We start from the raw sequence: 23,493 nt of genomic DNA, 5'->3' as shown, positions 1-23,493 counted from the left end.
GAAACTGTACCCGGAGAATCATTATGGAAAGAATGCGTTTGTCGCGAGAAATCATTGAAACCTGCCTTGAAATGACCAGCCTTGGATTGAATCAGGGGACGGCGGGAAATGTGAGTGCGCGTTATGAAAATGGGATGCTGATCACGCCCAGCGGTATTCCTTACGAAAGACTTACTGAAAATATGATCGTGTATGTAGATAACGACGGGAAATATGATAAAGGACAATTACCCTCCAGTGAATGGCGTTTTCACCTGGCGGCATACCAGACGCGTCCCGATGCCAATGCGGTTGTCCATAACCATGCCGTACATTGCACGGCCGTTTCTATTCTTAATCGCCCTATCCCGGCAATTCACTACATGATTGCGGCGGCTGGGGGGAACTCTATTCCGTGTGCGCCTTATGCGACGTTTGGTACACGAGAGCTGTCAGAGCATGTGAGCGTCGCCCTGAAAAACCGTAAGGCAACGCTTTTACAGCACCATGGGTTGATTGCTTGTGAAGCGAATTTGGAAAAAGCACTGTGGTTGGCGCATGAAGTGGAAGTTCTGGCCCGCCTTTATCTGAGCACGCTGGCGATTGTTGACCCGGTGCCGGTGCTGGATGACGAGGAGATCGCCATTGTGCTGGAGAAATTCAAATCTTACGGATTACGCATTGAAGAGTAATTTCGCATAGCGAAAAGGAGAAATACGATGGCGAACAGAATGATTCTGAACGAAACGGCATGGTTTGGCCGGGGAGCTGTTGGTGCATTAACCGATGAAGTCATCCGTCGTGGTTATCGCAAAGCGTTGATTGTGACTGATAAAAATCTGGTGCAGTGCGGCGTTGTCGATAAGGTGACTTCCCGAATGGATGCTGCTGGTCTGGCATGGGAAATCTATTCAGGCGTTATTCCTAACCCAACCATTGCGGTGGTGCAGGAAGGGTTGGGTGTCTTTCAGCAAAGCGGCGCAGACTATCTGATCGCCATCGGCGGAGGCTCCCCTCAGGATACCTGTAAAGCGATTGGCATTATCAATAATAACCCTGAGTTTGCGGATGTACGCAGCCTTGAAGGGTTATCGCCAACGCGCAACCCGAGCGTGCCGGTTATGGCTATCCCCACCACCGCGGGAACGGCAGCGGAAGTGACCATTAACTACGTGATCACTGACGAAGAAAATCGGCGTAAGTTTGTTTGTGTCGACCCCCATGACATCCCACAGGTAGCGTTCATCGATGCAGACATGATGGACGGCATGCCAGCGGCGCTAAAAGCCGCCACCGGAGTGGATGCCCTGACCCATGCTATTGAGGGGTACATTACGCGGGCGGCGTGGGCGCTTACCGATGCGCTGCACATTAAAGCCATTGAAATGATAGCTGGGGCATTACGTGGTTCCGTTGCGGGCGATACCCAGGCCGGGGAAGCGATGGCGCTGGGCCAGTACGTGGCCGGGATGGGCTTTTCCAACGTTGGTCTGGGATTAGTGCATGGAATGGCACACCCGTTAGGCGCGTTTTATAACACGCCGCACGGCGTAGCAAATGCCATTTTGCTGCCGCACGTGATGCGCTATAACGCCGAATTCACCGGGGAAAAATTTCGCGATATCGGCCGGGTGATGGGAGTTAAGGTTGAAGAACTGACGCTGGCAGAGGCACGTAAAGCGGCAGTAGATGCCGTCTTCGCCCTTAACCGCGATGTAGGGATCCCACTGCATTTACGCGATGTTGGCGTACGTAAAGAGGATATTCCTGCGCTGGCACAGGCGGCATTTGACGATGTTTGTACCGGGGGAAATCCCCGTGAAGCGAATCTTGGGGATATCGTTGAGCTGTACCACACCGCCTGGTAATTTTTCAGCGTGACGGCGTGAAAGCCTTATCCGGCCTACCGGGGTGTTCGACGTGTAGGCCAGATAAGCACAGCGCCATTTGGCAACAGACCTATCGCACCAACCGTAATTGCTGCAGGTTTCCGTCGATATGTAAGTCCGTTTGCAGCCGTGCGATATCGCGACACAGAAACGCCATCTCCTGGTGCTTCTCTAGTTTCTTGCGCCACTTGTCCGGTACTTCATCAAGATGCGCGTAAATGCCTTCCAGATGTTGAAACTGTACGAGCAGCTGCGTGGCGCTTTTGGGACCAATACCTGCAACCCCCGGTACTTTCGAACTGCTGATCCCGGCCAGTCCCCAGTAATCAGGCAACTGCTGCGGCAGCACGCCAAACTCTTTCTCAATAAACGGTGCATCCAGCCAGCGCTTCTGGAAGTAGTCACGAATACGCAGCGTCGGGGAGAGCAACTGACAATAGCCTTTATCGGTTGAGACGATGGTAGCCTGATGTCCCGCCTGGCTCACTTTAACCGCCAGGGTTGCGGCTAAATCATCGGCTTCATTCCCGCTGGAGACCCAACAGCAGACGCCGCGCTGTTCAAAAGCGGCGCGTAAGGCGGGCATTTCCTGGTGCAATTCATCAGGCATCGGGGGGCGACCTGCTTTGTAGTCAGGCAACCGTTGGTGACGCCAGCCGCTGTTGCGCGCTTCATCATCGAATACCGCCACGGCGTGCGTAGGCTGACTGTGCACAATCAACTGATCGAGCGCGTGCTGGCACGTCTCTACGCAGGGTGAGCCCTGTACGGCGTGAATGCGGCGGATAAGGTTCAGTGCATCGACAATGAGCAGGTGGACGGCCACGGTGTTCTCCCTAACAAATAAGTTTGTAGGGTAACATTCACGGCGAGGGGAGGCGAGTGTTGCGAAATAGCGTTATCCGTAGACCGGATGGCGGCGAGCGCCTCATCCGGCCTACAGATCCTGAAACGTGGTGGGACTTAATCGCAGGTGACAATCTTCATCGCCAGACCGCCGCGAGATGTTTCACGGTATTTGGCGTTCATGTCTTTACCGGTTTCGTACATGGTCTCGATGACTTTATCAAGGCACACGCGCGGTTCGCTGGTACGGCGCAGCGCCATACGTGCGGCGTTCACTGCTTTAACCGAAGCAATGGCGTTACGCTCAATGCACGGTACCTGCACCTGGCCGGCAACCGGATCGCAGGTCAGACCCAGGTTATGTTCCATACCGATTTCCGCCGCGATGCACACCTGCGTTGGGCTACCGCCCAGCAGTTCAGCCAGACCGGCCGCAGCCATGGAGCAGGCAACGCCGACTTCACCCTGACAGCCCACTTCGGCGCCAGAGATAGAGGCGTTCATCTTGTACAGTGAACCAATGGCGCTCGCGACCAGCATGTAGCGTGCCAGCGAGTTAGCATTCACTTCGCGGATAAACTTGTCGTAGTACGCCAGCACGGCAGGAACAATCCCGCATGCGCCATTAGTTGGCGCCGTAACCACGCGTCCACCGGCAGCGTTTTCTTCGTTCACGGCCAGCGCGAACATGTTGATCCAGTCAACAACCGCCATCGGATCAGTGGTGGTTTTGTCGCTGCTGACCAGCATACGACGCAGCGCCGCCGCGCGACGTGGAACGCGCAGTTTGCCCGGCAATACACCTTCGGTGGTGATGCCGCGCTCAATCCCGCTGCGCATGACGTCCCAGACGTTGGCGAAGTGTTGTTCCAGCTCTTCTTTGCTGTGCAGCGCCAGTTCGTTTTGCATCATCAGACCGGAAAGCGACAGGCCGGTTTCCTGGCAATGACGTTGCAAATCAGCCGCAGATTTATACGGATACGGCACGTTTACCGGAGAGTTGTTCGGTAAACCAAAATGTTCTTCATCAACGATGAACCCACCGCCAATGGAATAGTAAGTCTGGCTATAAATGGCCTTTTCGCCCGCCAGTGCGGTAATACGCATCCCGTTTTCGTGCAGAGACAGATTGTCCGCATGGAAATTCATGCACTTGTCGACCGGGAACTCGACCTCATGTTGACCGTCTGCCAGCAGCAAACGTCCATGAGTATTCACATCCTGGATAAAGGCCGGGATGGCATCAATGTCTACGGTATCCGGCAGATTACCCGCCAGGCCCATAATAATCGCGATGTCGGTATGGTGACCTTTCCCCGTCAGAGACAAAGAGCCATAGACATCAACCACTACGCGGGTTACGTCAGTGAGAATTCCGCGTGCAATCAGGTCATCCGTGAATTGTTTGCCTGCTTTCATCGGGCCAACAGTGTGGGAGCTGGAAGGGCCAATGCCGATTTTGAAAATATCGAATACGCTAATCATGAGGCGTCCATTGTGTATCGAGGTGCGCCGCCCCGAGGAGCGGCGCAGGGGAATTAACTGAACAGAGAGTAGAAAATAGCGGAGATAGCGATCAGGCCCATAATCACAACGAAGACGTTGCTGATATGGCCGCTGTATTTACGCATTGCCGGTACTTTCTGAATTGCATACATCGGCATCAGGAACAGAATCATCGCGATGATTGGGCCACCCAGGGTTTCAATCATACCGAGGATACTTGGGTTCAGCGTCGCCACAATCCAGGTGGTTACCAGCATGAACAGCGCAGTGATTTTGTTCAGTTTGTTGATTTCGATGGTTTTGCCTTTGCCGCGCAGAGACTTAATCACCATACCGTTGAAACCTTCACGTGCGCCCAGGTAGTGGCCAAGGAAGGATTTGGTGATAGCGATAATCGCGATAATCGGTGCCATCCAGGCAATGATCGGCGCGTTAAAGTGGTTTGCCAGGTAAGACAGGATAGAGATGTTCTGCTCTTTCGCTGCGGCCAGATCCGCTGGGGTCAGGCTAAATACGCAGCTGAAGACGAAGAACATAACGGTCAGCACCATCATGATGTGAGCGAATGCCAGAATCTTAGAGCATTTCTTCTCAGCTTCATCACCGTATTCTTCACGCTTCGCCACGGCGAAGGAGGAGATGATTGGTGAGTGGTTGAAGGAGAACACCATTACCGGAATTGCCAGCCACAGGGTCAACAGCAGTCCGTTGCCGGTGGTTGCTGCAGAGTCAAAGGACAGGGTTTCCAGAACGGCACCGCTCCACTGAGGGATCAGGTACAGCGCCAGCAGCATCAGGGCGGCAACAAACGGGAATACCAGGATGCTCATCGCCTTCACGATCATCTGCTCACCGAAACGCACGATGGTCATCATGCCGACAATCAGGATCAGAGACAGGATTGCGCGCGGCGGCGGCGTAATTGCCAGCTGGTGGGTCAGAAAGCTTTCGACGGTGTTGGTGATGGCTACGCTGTAGACCAACAGAATTGGGTAGATAGCGAAGAAGTAGAGCAGGGTAATCAGTTTACCTGCGCCTACACCAAAGTGCTCTTCTACAACTTCAGTAATGTCTTCACCCGGATTTTTACCGGACAGCACGAAGCGAGTCAGGCCGCGGTGTGCAAAGAAGGTCATTGGGAAAGCGAGGATCGCCATGATGATCAGCGGAATCATACCGCCTACGCCTGCGTTAATCGGCAGGAACAATACACCCGCGCCAATCGCCGTGCCGTAAAGGCCCAGCATCCACATGGTATCTGTCTTGCGCCATGCGCTGCGGGTCTGGCCCGTAACGATAGTGCTGGTTTGAGTGTTTTCCATCTATTTCTCCTGGAGGAAGCTTAAAAAGTCGGGTTTGGGGTCAATCCAATGAGAAAATACCCGACTGTAAATCGAAATTCGTTGAGCGATTTTTTATATAATTTTTCGCCGTAATAATTTGCGGGCGGAAAGATACATTTTAGTAATGAATGTATCAGTGATCGCGATCCCAAATGCAATAATCCACCTTTTATGTGGATAAATTTGGACCATTAATCTGTTAAAAAATAGTCAAAGCGAATTTACGGGCGCGAAGGCTAACATTAACGACATATATCATGAAAGCGAAGGCGCGAAGATACGAGCGTTACGCTGTAAAAACTGTTGTTTTTAGAGGATTTTGGCGACTAATAATAATTTCCTAAGATAAATCACGGTTGGGTTTTAAAGGTAATCGTTTGCGTAGCGCGCTATTTTTAATGAAACATCATCGGTATTTATATGATTGTCTGAGCTATGTGACTGGTATCACTAAAAAAAGCCGGGAGGCTGATGCGCCAAACCCGGCTTTGATATGGACAAAACTGTCACCGCGATAGCGTCTGCTGGCGGCTGTTGGAGGTTAGGCGCAAATCTCGTAGCAAGGGATATACGCGGAGCCAGGTAACTTCATACGATGCTGTGCAACAAAGCCCTGCAGGAGATCGTCCATGCGGCGCATCATTTCGCGGTCACCGTGGATTTTGTACGGGCCAAACTCTTCGATGGCGCGGATCCCGACTTCCTTCACGTTACCGGCTACAATCCCCGAGAACGCACGGCGCAGGTCTGCCGCCAGTACTTCCACGGGTTGATCCGGGTACAGCTTCAGGTTAGCCATGTTTTCATGGGACGGCTCGAACGGCATCTGCAAATCAGGTGCAATACGAATCGACCAGTTAAAGCTGTAGGCATCACCGGTGTCACGGCGGTTCTCTTTCACCAGCGGCATCGCTTTTTTCATCAGACGAGCCACTTCTGCTGCATCGTCTATGATAATGCGATAGTGGCGACGCGCATCTTCCCCCAGCGTGTGCACGATAAATTCGTCCAGCACGCGGAAGTAATCGGCGCTCTCTTTTGGTCCAGTCAGGATCAGCGGTAAAACCTGATCTTTGTTGGCCGGGTTCATCAGGATCCCCAGCAGATACAGCAGCTCTTCTGCTGTCCCTACGCCGCCTGGGAAGATGATTATACCGTGGGCGATACGTACGAACGCTTCCAGACGTTTTTCAATGTCCGGCATGATGATCAGTTCGTTAACCAGCGGGTTAGGCGGCTCAGCGGCAATGATTGACGGTTCGGTCATACCGATAAAGCGGCTGTCTTTGTATCGTTGCTGGGCGTGACCGACCGCAGCGCCTTTCATTGGCGCTTCCATCGCCCCCGGACCACAGCCGGTACAGATGTTCAGTTCGCGCAGGCCCAACTGGGTACCAACGCGACGGGCGTACAGGTACTCGTTTTCGTTGATTGAGTGACCCCCCCAGCAGACGACCATGTTCGGCGCTTCACCCACGTGTAGCGCCCGGGCATTGCGCAGGATCGAGAATACCAGGTTGGTAATATGCACCGAGCTTTCAAGATCCAGATGCTGAAAGCGACCGGCGTTATGGATCTGGCCATTGACGAACAGAATGTCGCGCAGCACGGCAAACAGGTTGGCCTGCAGTGCGCGAATAATGCGTCCATCAACAAACGCATCTTCAGGTGGGTTGATCAGTTCCAGCTTCACGCCCCGTTCGCGGCGCAGCACGTTAATGTCGAAACTTTCAAAGCGTGACAGCAGCTCTTTGCTGTTGTCGGTCAAACTGCCGGAGTTCAGAACGGCAAGCGAACAGTTACGAAACAGTTGATACAGGTCGCTGCTGGCCGTGCGTTTAAGCATATCGACTTCCAGTTGCGACAACATGTCCATTGAGCCAAGCGGGCTAATATGTGTAATCAAGTAAACTCCTTATGGGACGCAACACGTCATTCCCTGTTGATTACAATAGCCCTGGCTTATGACCTTTCACAACCTTGCGCGCGGAATCCGGCACGCAAAATTGAGAAAAAAGATTACTGACGTACCAGGCGCCCCGTTGCTGGGGTGAAATCGGTGTTGGTGCGCCATGGGTTAATGTCCAGGCCGCCACGTCGCGTGTAGCGCGCGTAAACGCTCAGTTTCTCCGGTTGGCAGAAGCGCAGAATGTCATTGAAAATGCGTTCCACGCACTGCTCGTGAAACTCATTATGGTGACGGAAGGAGACCAGATAACGCAGCAGCTTCTCGCGATCGATTTTCCGTCCGCGATACTGAATCTGTATGGAGCCCCAGTCCGGCTGGTGGGTGATCAAGCAGTTAGACTTCAGCAGATGGCTGACCAGCGTCTCTTCCACCGCTTTTTCACCGCCAACGGCATTTTCCAGATACTCTGTGCTGAACTGGTAGTTATCGATGACGATATCCTGATTGTCGATACAGGTGCCGTTAAAGTGGGCTATCGGTTGTCCTTCCAGTTCGTCAAGACGGTACAGCGCTACGCTGACATCACCCTGAGCACAAGCGCGCAGATCGTTTTCCAGCGTCTGGCGTACCGCATCCCAGGAATCAAAACGCGTCTGGTTAAAACTGTTCAGGTAAAGCTTAAAGCTTTTCGATTCGATCAGATTTACGCTGGTGTAATCCAGTTCTACATGACCGACCGCTACCTGCGGTAAACCGTTGGCATTCAGCCAAGACAGTTCATATAGCGTCCAGATATCGGCACCGTGAAAAGGCAGATTATCGGCCTGTAAATCCAGCGGGTCGCGGTTCAGGCTGCGTGGAACGCCCTGCAGCAGGCTGGCATCGTAATTGTCACGGTAATCTGTTGATTTACCAAGAGTCAGGCCGTCAAGCGCCTGATGATTTTCATAAGAGGACATGTTTCACCGTCATAAACCAGATACACTATGCGACAAGTGTATCCTGGCTTTTGTGAAGAGAGAAATCAGTGGACGAATTGACAGCGCAGGCGTTGACAGCCTTTACGACACGTTATTGCGACGCATGGTACGAAAAAAACAACAGCTGGCCCCTCAGCGAAGAGCTGTATGGCGTACCTTCTCCGTGCATCATTTCTTCCACAGACGATGCGGTATTCTGGCAACCTCAGCCTTTTGTCGGCGAAAAAAACCTCAATGCGGTTGAACGCGCCTTTGATATCGTGATACAACCAGCCGTTCACGCTTTTTACACCACCCAGTTTGCCGGGGACATGCACGCGCAGTTTGCGGATGAAAAGCTAACGCTGCTGCAAACCTGGAGCGAAGACGACTTCAGGCGCGTTCAGGAAAACCTGATTGGTCACCTGGTTACGCAAAAGCGCCTCAAGCTGTCGCCTACGCTTTTTATTGCCACCCAGGACAATGAGCTTGACGTCATTTCGGTGTGCAATCTCTCCGGTGAAGTGTGCAAAGAAACGCTGGGAACCCGTAAACGAACGGTGCTGGCGGACTCACTTGCGGAATTTCTCACTCAGCTTAAGCCAGTTCTGTAATCCAGATTGCCCTGAACCTTGTGAGAGATCTCTTACAAACCCTGTAGGACATTGCCAGGTGATAAGTAAAGACTTAATGAACGGATAAAATAATTATTCCTTATTATTCATAAATTTAATGTTTTATTGTCAACTTTCATACGAAAATAATCTTAAGGGAGTGTCTGTAAGCATCTTGTAAGACAAGGCGAAACAGGCGATTCTATATCTGTCGACAAGGAGTCGCACAACGAAGAGAACATCAGGATGATGGCTCTTCGGCAGGACACACCAGGACGGTGTTACAAGGACAGGCTTCAGGATGAAGCAAAGCGGAAAGCGCTGGATGCGTTAAGGGACACCTCCAGGATGGAGAATGAGAGCCGGTCAGGATGTTCGGCGGGTCAGGATGGCCAGGACACTTCAGGATGAAGTTTTCACATCGGGGTGATGTGAGCAGGATGCACAAGTTCAGGATGAACAAGGTCGCAAGACCACAGGAAAAGTTGTCACGGATGAGCAGGGAGCACTAAAAGTAGCTGGAACGCTGCGAAACGAACCGGGAGCACTGTTTTTACAGTGCTCCCTTTTTTTATTTCCCTTCACTAGTGCTATTCTTCGCGCCATATTTTTCATCATTGAGGTTAATTTGATGACGACTCATGACCGTGTGCGCCAGCAGTTACACGCGCTTGAAGCGCTACTGCGTGAACATAATCACTGGCGGTTGGATGAGCCTGCAGAGCATCTGTTTACCAGCACGCAGCCTTTTTGTATGGATACCATGGAGCCGGTTGAGTGGCTGCAATGGGTATTGATTCCCCGCATGCATACGCTGATTGATAACGCTCAGCCGCTTCCGCAGGCTTTTGCCGTCGCACCGTATTACGAAATGGCGTTGGCAGCCGATCACCCGCAACGCGAAATTCTGCTGACGGCATTGCAGGAATTGGATGCTCTGTTTACAAGTGATAACGCCTGATGCTGGAGATTCTGTATCAGGACGAATGGCTGGTCGCAGTTAACAAACCTTCGGGCTGGTTGGTTCACCGCAGTTGGCTCGACCGGGATGAGAAAGTGGTGGTGATGCAAACGGTACGCGACCAGATTGGTCAGCACGTTTTTACCGCCCACCGACTCGACAGACCGACTTCCGGGGTACTGCTGATGGGGCTGTCCAGCGAAGCCGGGCGGCTGCTGTCACAGCAATTTGAACATCATCAAATTCAGAAACGCTATCATGCGATTGTGCGTGGCTGGCTGATGGATGATGCCGTGCTGGATTACCCGCTGGTCGAAGAACTGGATAAGATCGCCGATAAATTTGCCCGTGATGATAAAGGCCCGCAGCCTGCCGTCACCCATTATCGCGGTTTGGCGACGGTTGAGATGCCGGTAGCGACCGGACGTTATCCGACGACCCGTTACGGATTGGTGGAACTAGATCCTAAAACCGGTCGAAAACACCAGCTCAGACGCCATCTGGCGCACTTACGCCATCCAATTATCGGCGACAGTAAGCACGGTGATTTGCGGCAAAACCGCAGCGCCGCTGAGCACTTTGGCTGTCAGCGTTTGATGCTTCATGCCAGCCAGCTTGCGCTGACTCATCCTTTTACCGGCGAACCGCTGGTTATTCGCGCCGGGCTGGATGATGTCTGGATGCAGGCGCTATCACAGTTTGGCTGGCGTGGACTTCTCCCTGAGAATGAAAGGGTTGAGTTCAGCGGGTTGTCAGGTCAGGATGAGCAGATAGATTCTTAAGTCCCAGGAGATTACGGTTATGGCGGAAATTGGAATTTTTGTCGGCACGATGTACGGAAACGCGTTGCTGGTTGCCGAAGAGGCCGAAGCTATTTTGACGGCGCAGGGTCATAAAGCCACGGTGTTCGAAGATCCCGAGCTCAGCGACTGGCAGGCATATCAGGAAAAATATGTGCTGGTGGTGACCTCAACGACCGGGCAGGGCGATCTGCCGGATAGCATCGTGCCGCTGTTTCAGGGGATCAAAGATAATCTCGGTTTCCAGCCAAATCTGCATTACGGGGTAATTGCGCTGGGTGACAGTAGCTATGTTAATTTCTGCAATGGCGGCAAGCAGTTCGATGCACTGTTGCAGGAACAAAGCGCCCAACGTGTAGGGGAAATGCTGCTGATTGACGCCAGCGAGCATCCTGAACCGGAAAGCGAATCCAATCCCTGGGTAGAAAACTGGGGAACCTTGCTTAAATAACCTTGCGCCCGGCAGCACTTTGCTTGCACGGGCCTGTTACTCTCTTTTGGATCGTAGGCCGGGTAAGGCGTTGCTACCCGGCAACAAATCGCCCACCAAACGCCAATTTCGTGAAGCATCTTCCATTCCCTTAGGCTTATGCCATAAACAACCTCATTCACCTCCCGCAATGTTGTGTTTTTGCACGGTGAGGGTAAGAGGCACTCCTTCATATACTTTTCCCGTCAGTTCCCGAAAAGGCAGCGAGTCAGAATAAAACGGCCCTGAGCTGTACCAAAACTGCCACACACTAACCTCTCATTCTGATCACCCTACAGGTGCTGTACAGAATGAACTGGCGAAAGCCAAGATTCAGGAGTGCAACAATGAGTTCATTAAGTCAGGCGGCGAGCAGCGCGGAAAAACGCACTAACGCTCGCTACTGGATAGTGGTGATGCTGTTTATCGTCACATCCTTCAACTACGGCGATCGCGCCACCTTATCCATTGCCGGCTCGGAGATGGCCAAAGATATTGGTCTGGATGCGGTAGGGATGGGGTATGTATTCTCCGCTTTTTCATGGGCCTATGTTATCGGTCAGATCCCCGGCGGCTGGCTGCTCGACCGCTTCGGTTCAAAACGTGTTTACTTCTGGTCCATTTTTATCTGGTCCATGTTTACCCTGCTGCAGGGCTTCGTCGATATCTTCAGCGGCTTCGGCATTATCGTTGCGCTGTTTACCCTGCGCTTCCTCGTGGGGTTAGCCGAAGCGCCATCCTTCCCTGGCAACAGTCGTATTGTGGCGGCGTGGTTCCCGGCGCAGGAAAGGGGCACGGCGGTCGCTATTTTTAACTCGGCGCAGTACTTTGCCACCGTGATCTTCGCGCCAATCATGGGCTGGTTGACCCACGAAGTGGGCTGGTCGCATGTGTTCTTCTTTATGGGCGGTCTCGGGATTGTTATCAGTTTTATCTGGCTGAAGGTGATTCATGAACCGAACCAGCATCCGGGCGTAAACCAAAAAGAGCTGGACTACATTGCCGAAGGCGGAGCGCTGATCAATATGGATCAGGCGGCAGCCAAAGCCAAAGTGCCGTTCAGCGTGAAGTGGGGGCAGATCAAGCAACTGCTGGGCTCACGGATGATGATCGGTATTTATATCGGCCAATACTGCATAAACGCGCTGACCTATTTCTTTATCACCTGGTTCCCGGTTTATCTGGTACAGGCACGCGGTATGTCGATTTTGAAAGCTGGTTTTGTTGCCTCGGTCCCGGCCATTTGCGGATTTGCAGGCGGCGTGCTCGGCGGCATTATTTCCGACTGGCTGATGCGCCGTACCGGTTCGCTGAATATCGCCCGTAAAACGCCAATCGTACTGGGTATGCTGTTGTCGATGGTGATGGTGTTCTGTAACTACGTCAACGTAGAGTGGATGATCATCGGCTTTATGGCGCTGGCCTTCTTCGGCAAAGGTATCGGTGCGTTGGGATGGGCGGTGATGGCCGATACTGCGCCAAAAGAGATCAGCGGTTTGAGCGGCGGTCTGTTCAATATGTTTGGCAACATCTCCGGTATCGTCACGCCAATTGCTATCGGCTACATCGTAGGTACCACTGGCTCGTTTAACGGTGCGTTGATTTACGTCGGGGTGCATGCGCTGATTGCTGTAGTGAGCTATCTGGTGCTGGTGGGTGATATTAAACGTATCGAACTGAAACCTGTCGCAGGGCAATGATGATGACAACACAATCGAGTCCCATTATTACCGATATGAAGGTCATCCCGGTGGCCGGTCATGACAGCATGCTACTCAATATTGGCGGGGCGCATAACGCATACTTTACCCGCAATATCGTCGTGCTCACCGATAACGCCGGAAATACCGGCGTCGGTGAAGCGCCGGGCGGTGAAGTGATTTATCAGACGCTGGTGGACGCGATTCCACAAGTGTTGGGTCAGGAAGTCGCGCGCCTGAATAAGGTGGTTCAGCAGGTGCATAAAGGCAACCAGGCCGCTGATTTTGACACCTTTGGCAAAGGTGCCTGGACCTTTGAACTGCGGGTTAATGCGGTGGCCGCGCTGGAAGCCGCACTGCTCGACCTGCTGGGCAAGGCGCTGAACGTGCCGGTCTGCGAACTGTTAGGGCCTGGCAAGCAGCGCGATGCGGTCACCGTGCTCGGCTATCTGTTCTACGTGGGAGATCGTAGCAAAACCGATCTGCCGTATCTCGATAGCACGCCGGGCAACCATGAGTGGTATCACCTGCGTCACCAGCAGGCGATGAACAGTGAGGCGGTGGTACGTCTGGCTCAGGCTTCGCAGGATCGCTACGGCTTTAAAGATTTCAAACTCAAAGGCGGTGTGCTGCCTGGCGAGCAGGAAATCGACACCGCTCGCGCGTTGAAACAATGTTTCCCGGATGCGCGTATTACGGTCGACCCTAACGGTGCCTGGCTACTGGATGAAGCTATCTCCTTGTGTAAAGGGCTGAACGATGTTCTGACTTACGCCGAAGATCCGTGCGGCGCAGAACAGGGCTTTTCTGGCCGCGAAGTGATGGCCGAGTTCCGCCGTGCAACCGGTCTGCCGGTAGCAACGAATATGATAGCCACCAACTGGCGTGAGATGGGCCATGCGGTGATGCTCAACTCGGTAGATATTCCACTGGCCGATCCGCACTTCTGGACCCTTTCCGGCGCGGTACGCGTGGCACAGCTATGCGATGACTGGGGACTGACCTGGGGCTGCCACTCTAACAATCATTTTGATATTTCCCTGGCGATGTTCACCCACGTCGGTGCCGCTGCGCCGGGCAACCCAACGGCGATCGACACCCACTGGATCTGGCAGGAGGGCGATTGCCGCCTGACCAAAAATCCGCTGGAGATTAAACACGGAAAAATTGCGGTACCCGACGCGCCCGGCCTGGGCGTGGAACTGGACTGGGATCAGGTACAGAAAGCGCATGAAGCCTATAAAGCGCTGCCCGGCGGCGCGCGTAATGACGCAGGCCCGATGCAGTATCTGATCCCTGGATGGACTTTTGACCGTAAACGTCCCGTTTTCGGCCGCCACTAATTTTGAATAAGGACTTAATTATGAGCGCACAATTTACTACCCCAGTCGTAACCGCGATGCAGGTGATCCCGGTTGCGGGCCATGACAGCATGCTGATGAATCTGAGCGGCGCACATGCCCCGTTCTTCACGCGTAATATTGTGATTATCAAAGATAACTCCGGTCATACCGGCGTGGGTGAGATTCCCGGCGGCGAAAAAATTCGTCAGACCCTGGAAGATGCCATTCCGCTGGTGGTGGGCAAAACGTTAGGTGAATACAAAAACGTACTGAATGCGGTCCGCAATACCTTTGCCGATCGTGATGCCGGTGGACGCGGTTTGCAGACCTTCGATTTACGTACCACTATTCATGTGGTTACCGGGATCGAAGCGGCCATGTTGGATCTGCTGGGTCAGCATCTGGGCGTTAACGTCGCATCTCTGCTGGGCGACGGTCAGCAGCGTAGCGAAGTTGAAATGCTGGGTTATCTGTTCTTCGTCGGTAACCGTAACGCGACGCCGCTGCCGTATCAGAGCCAGCCGGATGAGAAATGCGACTGGTATCGCCTGCGTCATGAAGAGGCGATGACCCCGGATGCAGTGGTGCGCCTGGCGGAAGCCGCATATGAGAAATATGGTTTCAACGATTTCAAACTGAAAGGCGGGGTGTTGGCCGGGGAAGAAGAAGCGGAATCTATTGTGGCGCTGGCGAAACGCTTTCCACAGGCACGTGTCACGCTCGATCCCAATGGCGCGTGGTCGCTGAATGAGGCGATTAAAATTGGTAAATACCTGAAAGGATCGCTGGCTTATGCGGAAGATCCGTGCGGCGCCGAGCAGGGGTTCTCAGGCCGTGAAGTCATGGCGGAATTCCGTCGTGCTACCGGTTTGCCGACCGCCACCAACATGATCGCCACCGACTGGCGTCAGATGGGACATACGCTGTCGTTGCAGTCCGTGGATATCCCGCTGGCGGATCCGCACTTCTGGACTATGCAGGGTTCTGTCCGCGTTGCGCAGATGTGTCATGAGTTTGGGCTGACCTGGGGCTCGCACTCTAACAACCACTTTGATATTTCGCTGGCGATGTTTACTCATGTTGCGGCGGCGGCGCCGGGCAAAATTACCGCTATCGATACCCACTGGATCTGGCAGGAAGGCAATCAACGCCTGACCAAAGAGCCGTTTGAAATCAAAGGCGGCATGGTGCAGGTACCGGCGAAGCCGGGTCTGGGTGTGGAGCTGGATATGGATCAGGTTATGAAAGCTCATGAGCTGTATCAGCAACATGGACTGGGAGCGCGCGATGATGCCATGGGAATGCAGTATCTGATCCCGAACTGGACGTTTGATAATAAGCGTCCGTGCATGGTACGCTAAGCGAACTGGGACCGCTCCCACAAAGGGGCGGTTTTTCTCCTGGTGTATGCTTAACACAGTCAACATGCGTAAGGATGCTTTATGAAAATAGTAATCGCACCGGATTCCTATAAGGAAAGTTTGAGTGCGCTTGAAGTGGCAACGGCTATTGAGCTGGGATTTCGTGAGATCTGGCCTGAGGCGAATTACGTGAAGATCCCGGTCGCGGATGGCGGTGAGGGAACGGTCGAAGCGATGGTTGCCGCAACGCAAGGCCACCTTGTGCATGTTGATGTTACCGGCCCTCTGGGTAAAACGATTCAGGCATTTTATGGTTTATCCGGGGATGAGCGTTCGGCGTTTATCGAAATGGCGGCCGCCAGCGGACTGGAGCAGGTTCCCGCAGGTTTACGCGATCCGCTGAAAACGACCTCCTGGGGAACCGGGGAGCTAATCCGTCATGCGCTGGACGCGGGCGTTGAACATATCATTATCGGCATTGGCGGCAGCGCCACCAATGATGGCGGTGCCGGGATGGTGCAAGCGCTGGGAGCAAAATTACTGGATGCGCAAAATAACGATATTGCTCATGGCGGGACTGGCCTTGAATCACTCGCCCGGATTGATATTTCTCAGCTAGACCCGCGTCTTGCCGCGTGCCGTATTGAAGTGGCCTGCGATGTGACTAATCCGTTGACCGGTGAAGAGGGGGCCTCTGCGGTCTTCGGTCCGCAAAAGGGGGCGACGCCGGAGATGATTCTTCGTCTTGATCGGGCGCTCACGCATTATGCGCAACTCATTGCCCGCGATCTGGACGTCAACGTGCTGGAACTGGCGGGTGGTGGCGCGGCTGGTGGTATGGGGGCGGCACTGTATGCGTTTTGCGGTGCGCAGTTACGCTGCGGTATTGAGGTCGTGACGGATGCGTTACACCTCGACGACTGCGTTGCGGATGCGGATTTAGTGGTCACGGGTGAAGGACGTATCGACAGCCAGACCATTCACGGTAAGGTTCCGGTTGGCGTGGCGAAGGTGGCAAAGCGTTACAACAAACCGGTTATTGGCATTGCCGGCAGCCTGATGGCTGATGTCGGTGTTGTACATGAACATGGGCTGGATGCGGTTTTTAGCGTTATTTATACCGTTTGCACACTGGAAGAGGCGCTGAAGAACGCGAGTGAGAACGTACGAATGACGGCGCGAAACGTGGCCGCGACCCTGAAAGCGGGTCAGCAATTACGTTGAATGATGTGGCATGATTGCCGGATAAGACGCGTGAGCGTCGTCATCCGGCAATCAGATTTTTACCCTAACAACTTCTTCGCTTCGCGCGCAACGTTATCCATTTCATCCAGAAGCTCTAAAAACTCAGGCTCCAGCTCTTCTTCTTTGCTCCCGCTACGTAATTGCTGCTCAATAAGCTGACACAGGTTTTTCATGCGGGGAACGCCGCTATAACCGCAACTGCCATGCAGTTTATGGATCATATCCACCAGTCCTTCAGGGTTTTCACCGACCAGCTGTTCTTCAATTTTGTTACGCACTTCGGGCAGAAAATCGAGCAGCATTTGCAGCATATCCCGCGCCAGATCGTTTTTACCGGCGGCTTGCCTTAACGCCAGTTGCCAGTCGAGTGTGGTATTCGGATTGACGACCGGTTCAACAGCGAGCGCCCTCAGCGATGTGCTCGCGCCGGGTTTGTAGCGTAACAGCAGATTATGCAGCTTATCTTCTTCGATAGGCTTCGCCAGGTAATCGTTCATCCCGGCGCTGAGCAGCTTCTCTTTTTGCCCGGCCATGGCATGCGCGGTGACCGCAATGACCGGCGTCTGTTGTTGATGAGGAAGCTGGTGGATCAGTTCGCAGGCGCGAATACCGTCCATGTCTGGCATCTGAATATCCATCAGGATGAGATCAAACTGCATCTGTTTGGCGCGATCCACAGCCTGATGTCCGCTGTCGCAGAGCACGACGTGCTGCACTTTATCTTCCAGCAGTGCGCCAATCAGCTTGAGGTTCGCCGGGTTGTCGTCCACCGCCATGACGGTCATCGCAATTTTGCTCTCGTCTAACAGCAGCGGAGCCGCGCTGTGGTTCAGTTGACAATACTCTGTCAACGCTGGCAGTAAGCGGGTTGAGGTTAGAGGTTTCAACAGGCACGCCGCCGCGCCGCCCTGCTTTAATTTCTCAGCGTTGATCTGCGCATGGCAAGGCAGAGCCAGTAACAAAAAGTCGGTCATCGCCGCTGCGCTTGCCAGCCGCTCATGCTGCATAGTGAGCGGTTCGCGTAAAGTGACCGGTATGCCAAGCAGCAGAATATCGTAGTGATCCTTCGGCAGCCCGGAGAATGAAGGGCTGTAAATCACTTCCAGCGGCGTTTCACTCAAGATATCTAACGTGCATTGCGCGGCTGTGGCGTTAGGTTCAACGTAGGCCAGCCGCTTTCCGGCCAGACAGTGCGTGGTTGAGCGATCCACGAGAACGTTAGGGTTGAGATCGAGGCTGATATGGAACCAGAACGTGGAGCCCCGGTTCGGCTGGCTGTGGAAGGAGATATCCCCGCCCATTTCATTGACCAGCTTTTGCGTAATGACCAGGCCCAGTCCTGTCCCGCCGTGGCGGCGGGAAATACTGGCATCGGCCTGGCGGAAGGCCTGGAACAGGCGTGACTGATCGCGCTCAGGGATGCCAATTCCGGTATCGCGGATTTGCACTTCAATTTGCACTTTCGTGTTACTGAGGGCGCGTTTCTCGACCAGAATGTCGATATTACCGCCTTCGGTAAATTTGATGGCATTGCCAACCAGATTAGTGATTACCTGCTGTAAGCGCAGCGGGTCCCCGATGACGTTGTCCGGCACGTCATTCTTAATATTTAGCGTCAGCTCAAGCCCTTTATCATGGGATGAGTGCGCTAACAGCGTGACGACGTCATCCAGCGTGCTACGTAGCGGGAATGGGATGCTTTCCAGAATCAGTTTGCCCGCCTCAAGTTTGGAGAAGTCGAGCACATCATTGATGATGGCCAACAGATTGTTGGCCGAGCGTTCAATCGTATTCAGGTGATCGCGCTGCGTCGTGTTGAGCTCGGTTTTAAGCGTCAGGCGGGTGAAGCCAATCACGCCATTCAGCGGCGTACGCAGCTCATGCGACATGTTAGCCAGAAACTCAGACTTAATACGCGCCGCTTCCTGGGCGCGTTTCTTCGCCAGATCCAGTTCGACGTTCTGGATTTCCATCTGCTCCAACGTTTCGCGCAGGTCAGAGGTGGCCTGGTCGATGTTGTGCTGCATCTCTTCATGGTAGGCCGCAAGTGACATCGCCATCGAGTTGATGCCATTTTTGAGCATATCCAGCTCGCCCAACATGAAACCTTCGACGCGGCTGTCGAGCTGTCCTCTACGTATTCGGTCAACGGTATTTACCATATTGCGAATCGGGCCAGTCACGTCGCGCATCAGACGCCAGCCAAAAATTAACGCAATACCGATACAAAACAGCATCATTACGCTGGAGATAAAGATCTCTTTATACTGCTGCAATCTTACTGACTTAAGGTCCAGTTCAAGCGCCACATACCCCAGCATATTTTCCGTATTTTTGGCGTCGCTGACGGCAGATTCATCCGGCGAATAGCTTTCCGATATAATTGGCGTTCGCAGGATCATGATATCCCCGAGCCGGGTGACGCTCAGCTTACGGGGAAATGGTGAGCCGGTTGCCAGCTGCATTTCAGACGGATCGAGATGAAAATTGGATGTGACAAACAGCCGGTTATTCTCGTCATAGACAGAAATTGCCCGCACGATATCGGAATGGCGACGATGCAGCACGCTGATAAGTTGGCCGATGGATTCTCTGTTTTGCAGATTCATGCCATATTCGCTGGAGACCGCGAGTGGCTCAATGATGCTGGCGCCAGCATCTTCCAGTTGACGCTGCAAGTCGTTATAGCGATGCACAACAAAAAAGATACTGAGCAGCAAACCAATCAGGACGGTCGGGGCCAGGATCAGAATCATCATGCGTGCGCGCAGGCTGTAGTTGGTCATGGAGTTCCGTTATGGGACAATTAGGGTCACACTGTTAAATAGAGATATATCTCGTCGATGGCGCAATTCTACTCTGCAAAACGACGCGTGACGACGCGTCAGATCATAACCGTTACCGTCAATGACCTTGATCCTTTCGGCCAGGGCGTTGCTCGCCATAACGGAAAGGCGTTGTTTATACCGGAATTGCTACCTCAGGAAAGCGCCGAGGTGGTGATTACCGAAGATAAAAAACAGTTCGCCCGCGCGCAAGTAAAACGACGTTTAAACGACAGTCCGCAGCGTGAAGTGCCACGTTGCCCGCATTTTGGCGTGTGCGGCGGCTGCCAGCAGCAGCATGCCAGCATCTCGTTGCAGCAGCGTAGCAAAAGCGCGGCGTTGTCGCGTTTAATGAAATGTGAAGTGTCGGATGTTATAGCTGATACCCCGTGGGGCTATCGTCGTCGCGCCAGGTTGAGCCTGAACTATCGGCCAAAAGAACAAAAATTGCAGATGGGGTTTCGCAAATCCGCATCCAGCGACATTATCGATGTTAAACAATGCCCTATTTTGGTGCCCCAGCTTGAAGCGCTCTTGCCCCACATCCGGGCGTGTCTGGAAAGTCTGCAAGGGTTACGCCATCTTGGTCATGTCGAGCTGGTGCAGGCGGGGAGCGGAACCCTGATGATTTTGCGCCACACGGCGCCATTAAGTGCTCAGGATAAAGAAAAACTGGAATGCTTTTCGCATTCTCAGGGGCTGTCTTTGTTTCTGGCCCCGCAAAGCGAGATACTGGAATCAATATCAGAAGAGTCGCCCTGGTATGACTCAAATGGACTACGGTTAACCTTCAGCCCGCGTGATTTTATTCAGGTCAATGAAGGGGTAAACCAACAAATGGTGGCCCGTGCGCTCGAATGGCTTGATGTGCAACCTGAAGATCGCGTACTCGATCTGTTCTGTGGAATGGGTAATTTTACCCTGCCGTTGGCAACCCGGGCTGCAAACGTGGTGGGGGTGGAAGGGGTACCGGCGCTGGTGGAAAAAGGCCGGGAAAACGCGCTGAATAACGGATTACACAATGTGACATTCTTTCATGAAAACCTTGAGGAAGATGTTACCCGGCAGCCGTGGGCGAAAAACGGATTCGACAAAGTATTGCTCGATCCTGCGCGTGCGGGGGCTGCAGGTGTGATGCAACATATTATAAAATTAGAACCTATACGCGTTGTTTATGTATCCTGTAACCCGGCAACGCTGGCTCGTGACAGCGACGCTTTGCTCAACGCGGGATATGCCATACGGCGACTGGCGATGCTTGATATGTTCCCGCACACTGGACACCTGGAATCAATGGTCCTGTTTGAGCGTATGTAATAAATTTTGTACCCATTGGATTTCGGGTGGTAATGCAGCGTGAAAGACAATGGGTATGGCTTGTCGACTTCGACAGGCCAGGCCCCTTAAGGAGAGGACAATGGTTGCGGTAAGAAGTGCACATATAAATAAAGCTGGTGAGTTTGATCCAAAGAAATGGATCGCGAGTCTGGGGATCTCCAGCCAGCAGTCGTGTGAACGCTTAGCCGAAACCTGGGCGTACTGCCAGCAGCAGACACAGGGGCATCCGGATGCGGATCTGCTGTTGTGGCGTGGCGTGGAGATGGTTGAAATACTCTCCATGTTGAGCATGGATATCGACACGCTGCGCGCAGCAATGCTGTTCCCTCTGGCAGATGCCAACGTGGTCAGTGAAGACATCCTGCGCGAGAGCGTGGGCAAATCCATTGTTCATCTTATCCACGGCGTGCGGGATATGGCGGCAATACGCCAGCTTAAGGCCACTCATACCGATTCAGTCTCATCCGAACAGGTCGATAACGTTCGCCGCATGCTGTTGGCTATGGTGGACGATTTCCGCTGTGTGGTCATCAAGCTGGCCGAACGAATTGCACATCTGCGTGAAGTGAAGGACGCACCGGAAGATGAACGCGTTCTGGCGGCAAAAGAGTGCACCAATATCTATGCGCCGCTGGCCAACCGTTTGGGTATCGGGCAATTAAAATGGGAACTGGAAGATTACTGCTTCCGTTACCTGCACCCGGCTGAATACAAACGTATTGCCAAGCTGCTGCACGAACGTCGCATCGATCGCGAGCATTACATTGATGAGTTCGTCGGTCATTTGCGCTCAGAGATGAAAACGGAAGGCGTCAAAGCCGAAGTGTACGGACGTCCGAAACACATCTACAGCATCTGGCGCAAAATGCAGAAAAAGCAGCTGGCCTTCGATGAACTTTTCGACGTGCGCGCAGTGCGTATCGTGGCGGAGCGTTTACAGGACTGCTATGCCGCGCTCGGGATAGTGCATACTCACTATCGCCATCTGCCGGATGAGTTCGATGACTATGTTGCTAACCCGAAACCCAACGGCTATCAGTCAATTCATACGGTTGTGCTGGGACCGGGCGGGAAAACCATTGAAATTCAGATCCGTACGAAACAGATGCACGAAGATGCCGAACTGGGCGTTGCGGCACACTGGAAGTACAAAGAGGGCACCGCTTCCGGCGTGGCGCGTTCTGGTCATGAAGATCGTATTGCATGGCTGCGTAAGCTGATCGCCTGGCAGGAAGAGATGGCGGACTCTGGCGAAATGCTGGATGAAGTCCGTAGCCAGGTCTTTGATGACCGAGTGTACGTCTTTACGCCAAAAGGCGACGTTGTGGACTTACCTGCTGGCTCCACACCGCTCGATTTTGCTTATCATATTCACAGTGATGTGGGGCATCGTTGCATCGGCGCGAAAATTGGCGGGCGCATCGTACCGTTTACCTACCAGCTGCAGATGGGCGATCAAATTGAAATTATCACCCAGAAACAGCCTAACCCAAGCCGCGACTGGCTGAACCCTAACCTCGGCTATGTCACCACCAGTCGAGGGCGTTCGAAGATCCACGCCTGGTTCCGTAAACAGGACCGCGACAAAAACATCCTTGCTGGCCGCCAGATCCTCGACGATGAGCTGGCGCATTTAGGCATTAGCCTGAAAGAAGCGGAAAAGCACCTGCTGCCGCGCTACAGCTTCAATGAGCTGGATGAGCTGCTGGCGGCGATTGGTGGGGGGGACATTCGCCTCAACCAGATGGTGAACTTCCTGCAGGCGCAGTTTAATAAGCCAAGCGCAGCCGAACAGGATGCCGCCGCGCTGAAACAGCTTCAGCAGAAAACGCAGGCGCCGCAGAGTCGCCGTAAAGACGACGGTCGCGTGGTGGTGGAAGGGGTGGGTAACCTGATGCACCACATCGCGCGCTGCTGCCAGCCGATTCCAGGCGATGAAATTGTCGGGTTTATCACTCAGGGCCGCGGTATTTCCGTGCACCGGGCGGATTGCGAACAGCTGACCGAGCTGCGCTCCCATGCGCCGGAACGTATTGTTGATGCGGTTTGGGGCGAAAGCTACTCGGCAGGATATTCGCTGGTGGTTCGCGTCCAGGCTAACGATCGCAGCGGCTTATTACGTGATATCACCACGATTCTTGCCAACGAGAAGGTGAACGTGCTGGGGGTTGCCAGCCGGAGTGATACCAAACAGCAACTGGCTACCATCGATATGACCATCGAAATCTATAACCTGCAGGTGCTCGGGCGCGTGCTTGGCAAGCTGAACCAGGTGCCGGATGTGATCGACGCACGTCGTCTGCACGGTAATTAATTATTTAATAGGCCAGATAAGTTTGCATGCCTGGTGAGGCGCGTTAGCGTTGCCATCAGGCATTGCCATGTTGCCGGATATCGGCTGTCGTC

At 53.4% G+C, this 23,493-nt stretch carries 18 protein-coding genes; 12 read left to right on the top strand and 6 right to left on the bottom strand.

The features are described 5' to 3' along the window. Positions 1-23 precede the first annotated feature (23 nt). Together fucA and fucO are read left to right on the top strand one after the other, a co-directional pair. Entirely contained in the window at positions 24-671 is a 648-nt protein-coding gene (gene fucA / locus GPJ68_RS19860; protein WP_003034062.1) for an L-fuculose-phosphate aldolase, read from the top strand. A gap of 27 nt (positions 672-698) precedes the next feature. Next, entirely contained in the window at positions 699-1,847 is a 1,149-nt protein-coding gene (fucO, locus tag GPJ68_RS19855; protein WP_180836949.1) for a lactaldehyde reductase, read from the top strand. Between the two features lie 91 nt (positions 1,848-1,938). Here fucO and xni read toward each other — a convergent pair whose 3' ends face one another. From xni to queF, 5 genes are all read right to left on the bottom strand, one after another. Further along, entirely contained in the window at positions 1,939-2,694 is a 756-nt protein-coding gene (xni, locus tag GPJ68_RS19850; protein WP_049040359.1) for a flap endonuclease Xni, read from the bottom strand. A 137-nt stretch (positions 2,695-2,831) separates the two neighbouring features. Further along, the gene (locus GPJ68_RS19845; protein WP_019077586.1) at positions 2,832-4,199 is read right to left on the bottom strand and encodes an L-serine ammonia-lyase; all 1,368 of its coding nucleotides are present in this window, start codon (positions 4,197-4,199) and stop codon (positions 2,832-2,834) included. Positions 4,200-4,252: 53 nt separating this feature from the next. Further along, entirely contained in the window at positions 4,253-5,542 is a 1,290-nt protein-coding gene (locus tag GPJ68_RS19840) for an HAAAP family serine/threonine permease (RefSeq protein WP_016154247.1), read from the bottom strand. Positions 5,543-6,104: 562 nt separating this feature from the next. Continuing rightward, complete coding sequence (ppnN, locus tag GPJ68_RS19835; RefSeq protein ID WP_003840366.1) at positions 6,105-7,469, bottom strand: nucleotide 5'-monophosphate nucleosidase PpnN; 1,365 nt, start codon at positions 7,467-7,469, stop codon at positions 6,105-6,107. A gap of 113 nt (positions 7,470-7,582) precedes the next feature. Further along, entirely contained in the window at positions 7,583-8,431 is an 849-nt protein-coding gene (queF, locus tag GPJ68_RS19830; protein ID WP_016154246.1) for an NADPH-dependent 7-cyano-7-deazaguanine reductase QueF, read from the bottom strand. Between the two features lie 68 nt (positions 8,432-8,499). Between queF and syd the strand changes: the two genes are divergently transcribed. The 8 genes from syd to GPJ68_RS19790 all read left to right on the top strand — a co-directional run bounded on the left by syd (position 8,500) and on the right by GPJ68_RS19790 (position 16,903). Continuing rightward, entirely contained in the window at positions 8,500-9,045 is a 546-nt protein-coding gene (gene syd / locus GPJ68_RS19825) for a SecY-interacting protein (protein WP_016157357.1), read from the top strand. A gap of 631 nt (positions 9,046-9,676) precedes the next feature. Beyond that, entirely contained in the window at positions 9,677-10,006 is a 330-nt protein-coding gene (locus tag GPJ68_RS19820) for a YqcC family protein (protein WP_016154244.1), read from the top strand. Then, a complete protein-coding gene (truC, locus tag GPJ68_RS19815; protein WP_003825671.1) occupies positions 10,006-10,788 on the top strand; it encodes a tRNA pseudouridine(65) synthase TruC in 783 nt (260 codons plus the stop codon). Before GPJ68_RS19820 ends, truC begins: the two co-directional genes overlap by 1 nt. A 19-nt stretch (positions 10,789-10,807) precedes the next feature. After that, entirely contained in the window at positions 10,808-11,257 is a 450-nt protein-coding gene (locus GPJ68_RS19810; RefSeq protein WP_016154242.1) for a flavodoxin, read from the top strand. 365 nt (positions 11,258-11,622) lie between these two features. Further along, on the top strand, positions 11,623-12,975 hold the full coding sequence (gene gudP, locus GPJ68_RS19805) for a galactarate/glucarate/glycerate transporter GudP (protein ID WP_016154241.1): 1,353 nt from the start codon (positions 11,623-11,625) through the stop codon (positions 12,973-12,975). A 2-nt stretch (positions 12,976-12,977) separates the two neighbouring features. Continuing rightward, entirely contained in the window at positions 12,978-14,318 is a 1,341-nt protein-coding gene (locus GPJ68_RS19800; RefSeq protein ID WP_029139643.1) for an enolase C-terminal domain-like protein, read from the top strand. A gap of 20 nt (positions 14,319-14,338) precedes the next feature. Further along, positions 14,339-15,679: a glucarate dehydratase gene (gene gudD, locus GPJ68_RS19795; protein ID WP_016154239.1), complete on the top strand. Its 1,341-nt coding sequence runs from the start codon at positions 14,339-14,341 to the stop codon at positions 15,677-15,679. 81 nt (positions 15,680-15,760) lie between these two features. Further along, on the top strand, positions 15,761-16,903 hold the full coding sequence (locus GPJ68_RS19790) for a glycerate kinase (RefSeq protein WP_104651251.1): 1,143 nt from the start codon (positions 15,761-15,763) through the stop codon (positions 16,901-16,903). A gap of 59 nt (positions 16,904-16,962) precedes the next feature. On the opposite strand, the gene barA is transcribed toward GPJ68_RS19790, so the two are convergent. Next, positions 16,963-19,710 (bottom strand): two-component sensor histidine kinase BarA, encoded by a 2,748-nt coding sequence (barA, locus tag GPJ68_RS19785; RefSeq protein WP_016154237.1) that lies wholly within the window; start codon positions 19,708-19,710, stop codon positions 16,963-16,965. Positions 19,711-19,767: 57 nt separating this feature from the next. Between barA and rlmD the strand changes: the two genes are divergently transcribed. Continuing rightward, positions 19,768-21,066 (top strand): 23S rRNA (uracil(1939)-C(5))-methyltransferase RlmD, encoded by a 1,299-nt coding sequence (rlmD, locus tag GPJ68_RS19780; RefSeq protein WP_065554335.1) that lies wholly within the window; start codon positions 19,768-19,770, stop codon positions 21,064-21,066. 100 nt (positions 21,067-21,166) lie between these two features. Then, on the top strand, positions 21,167-23,401 hold the full coding sequence (gene relA / locus GPJ68_RS19775) for a GTP diphosphokinase (protein WP_016154235.1): 2,235 nt from the start codon (positions 21,167-21,169) through the stop codon (positions 23,399-23,401). The last annotated feature ends 92 nt before the right edge of the window (positions 23,402-23,493 follow it).

Source organism: Citrobacter sp. 172116965, from assembly GCF_013458095.1.
GTDB lineage: Bacteria > Pseudomonadota > Gammaproteobacteria > Enterobacterales > Enterobacteriaceae > Citrobacter > Citrobacter braakii.
Note: the sequence above shows the minus strand (reverse complement) of the source record. Positions and strands in the feature narration are given on the sequence as shown.

Excerpts from the sequence above, each read along its gene's own strand:
- gudD (WP_016154239.1), top strand. The coding sequence starts at position 14,339 with ATGAGCGCACAATTTACTACCCCAGTCGTAACCGCGATGCAGGTGATC.
- GPJ68_RS19840 (WP_016154247.1), bottom strand. The coding sequence starts at position 5,542 with ATGGAAAACACTCAAACCAGCACTATCGTTACGGGCCAGACCCGCAGC.
- GPJ68_RS19790 (WP_104651251.1), top strand. The coding sequence starts at position 15,761 with ATGAAAATAGTAATCGCACCGGATTCCTATAAGGAAAGTTTGAGTGCG.
- barA (WP_016154237.1), bottom strand. The coding sequence starts at position 19,710 with ATGACCAACTACAGCCTGCGCGCACGCATGATGATTCTGATCCTGGCC.
- fucO (WP_180836949.1), top strand. The coding sequence starts at position 699 with ATGGCGAACAGAATGATTCTGAACGAAACGGCATGGTTTGGCCGGGGA.
- GPJ68_RS19800 (WP_029139643.1), top strand. The coding sequence starts at position 12,978 with ATGACAACACAATCGAGTCCCATTATTACCGATATGAAGGTCATCCCG.
- GPJ68_RS19820 (WP_016154244.1), top strand. The coding sequence starts at position 9,677 with ATGACGACTCATGACCGTGTGCGCCAGCAGTTACACGCGCTTGAAGCG.
- truC (WP_003825671.1), top strand. The coding sequence starts at position 10,006 with ATGCTGGAGATTCTGTATCAGGACGAATGGCTGGTCGCAGTTAACAAA.
- GPJ68_RS19810 (WP_016154242.1), top strand. The coding sequence starts at position 10,808 with ATGGCGGAAATTGGAATTTTTGTCGGCACGATGTACGGAAACGCGTTG.
- gudP (WP_016154241.1), top strand. The coding sequence starts at position 11,623 with ATGAGTTCATTAAGTCAGGCGGCGAGCAGCGCGGAAAAACGCACTAAC.
- relA (WP_016154235.1), top strand. The coding sequence starts at position 21,167 with ATGGTTGCGGTAAGAAGTGCACATATAAATAAAGCTGGTGAGTTTGAT.
- GPJ68_RS19845 (WP_019077586.1), bottom strand. The coding sequence starts at position 4,199 with ATGATTAGCGTATTCGATATTTTCAAAATCGGCATTGGCCCTTCCAGC.
- rlmD (WP_065554335.1), top strand. The coding sequence starts at position 19,768 with ATGGCGCAATTCTACTCTGCAAAACGACGCGTGACGACGCGTCAGATC.
- fucA (WP_003034062.1), top strand. The coding sequence starts at position 24 with ATGGAAAGAATGCGTTTGTCGCGAGAAATCATTGAAACCTGCCTTGAA.
- queF (WP_016154246.1), bottom strand. The coding sequence starts at position 8,431 with ATGTCCTCTTATGAAAATCATCAGGCGCTTGACGGCCTGACTCTTGGT.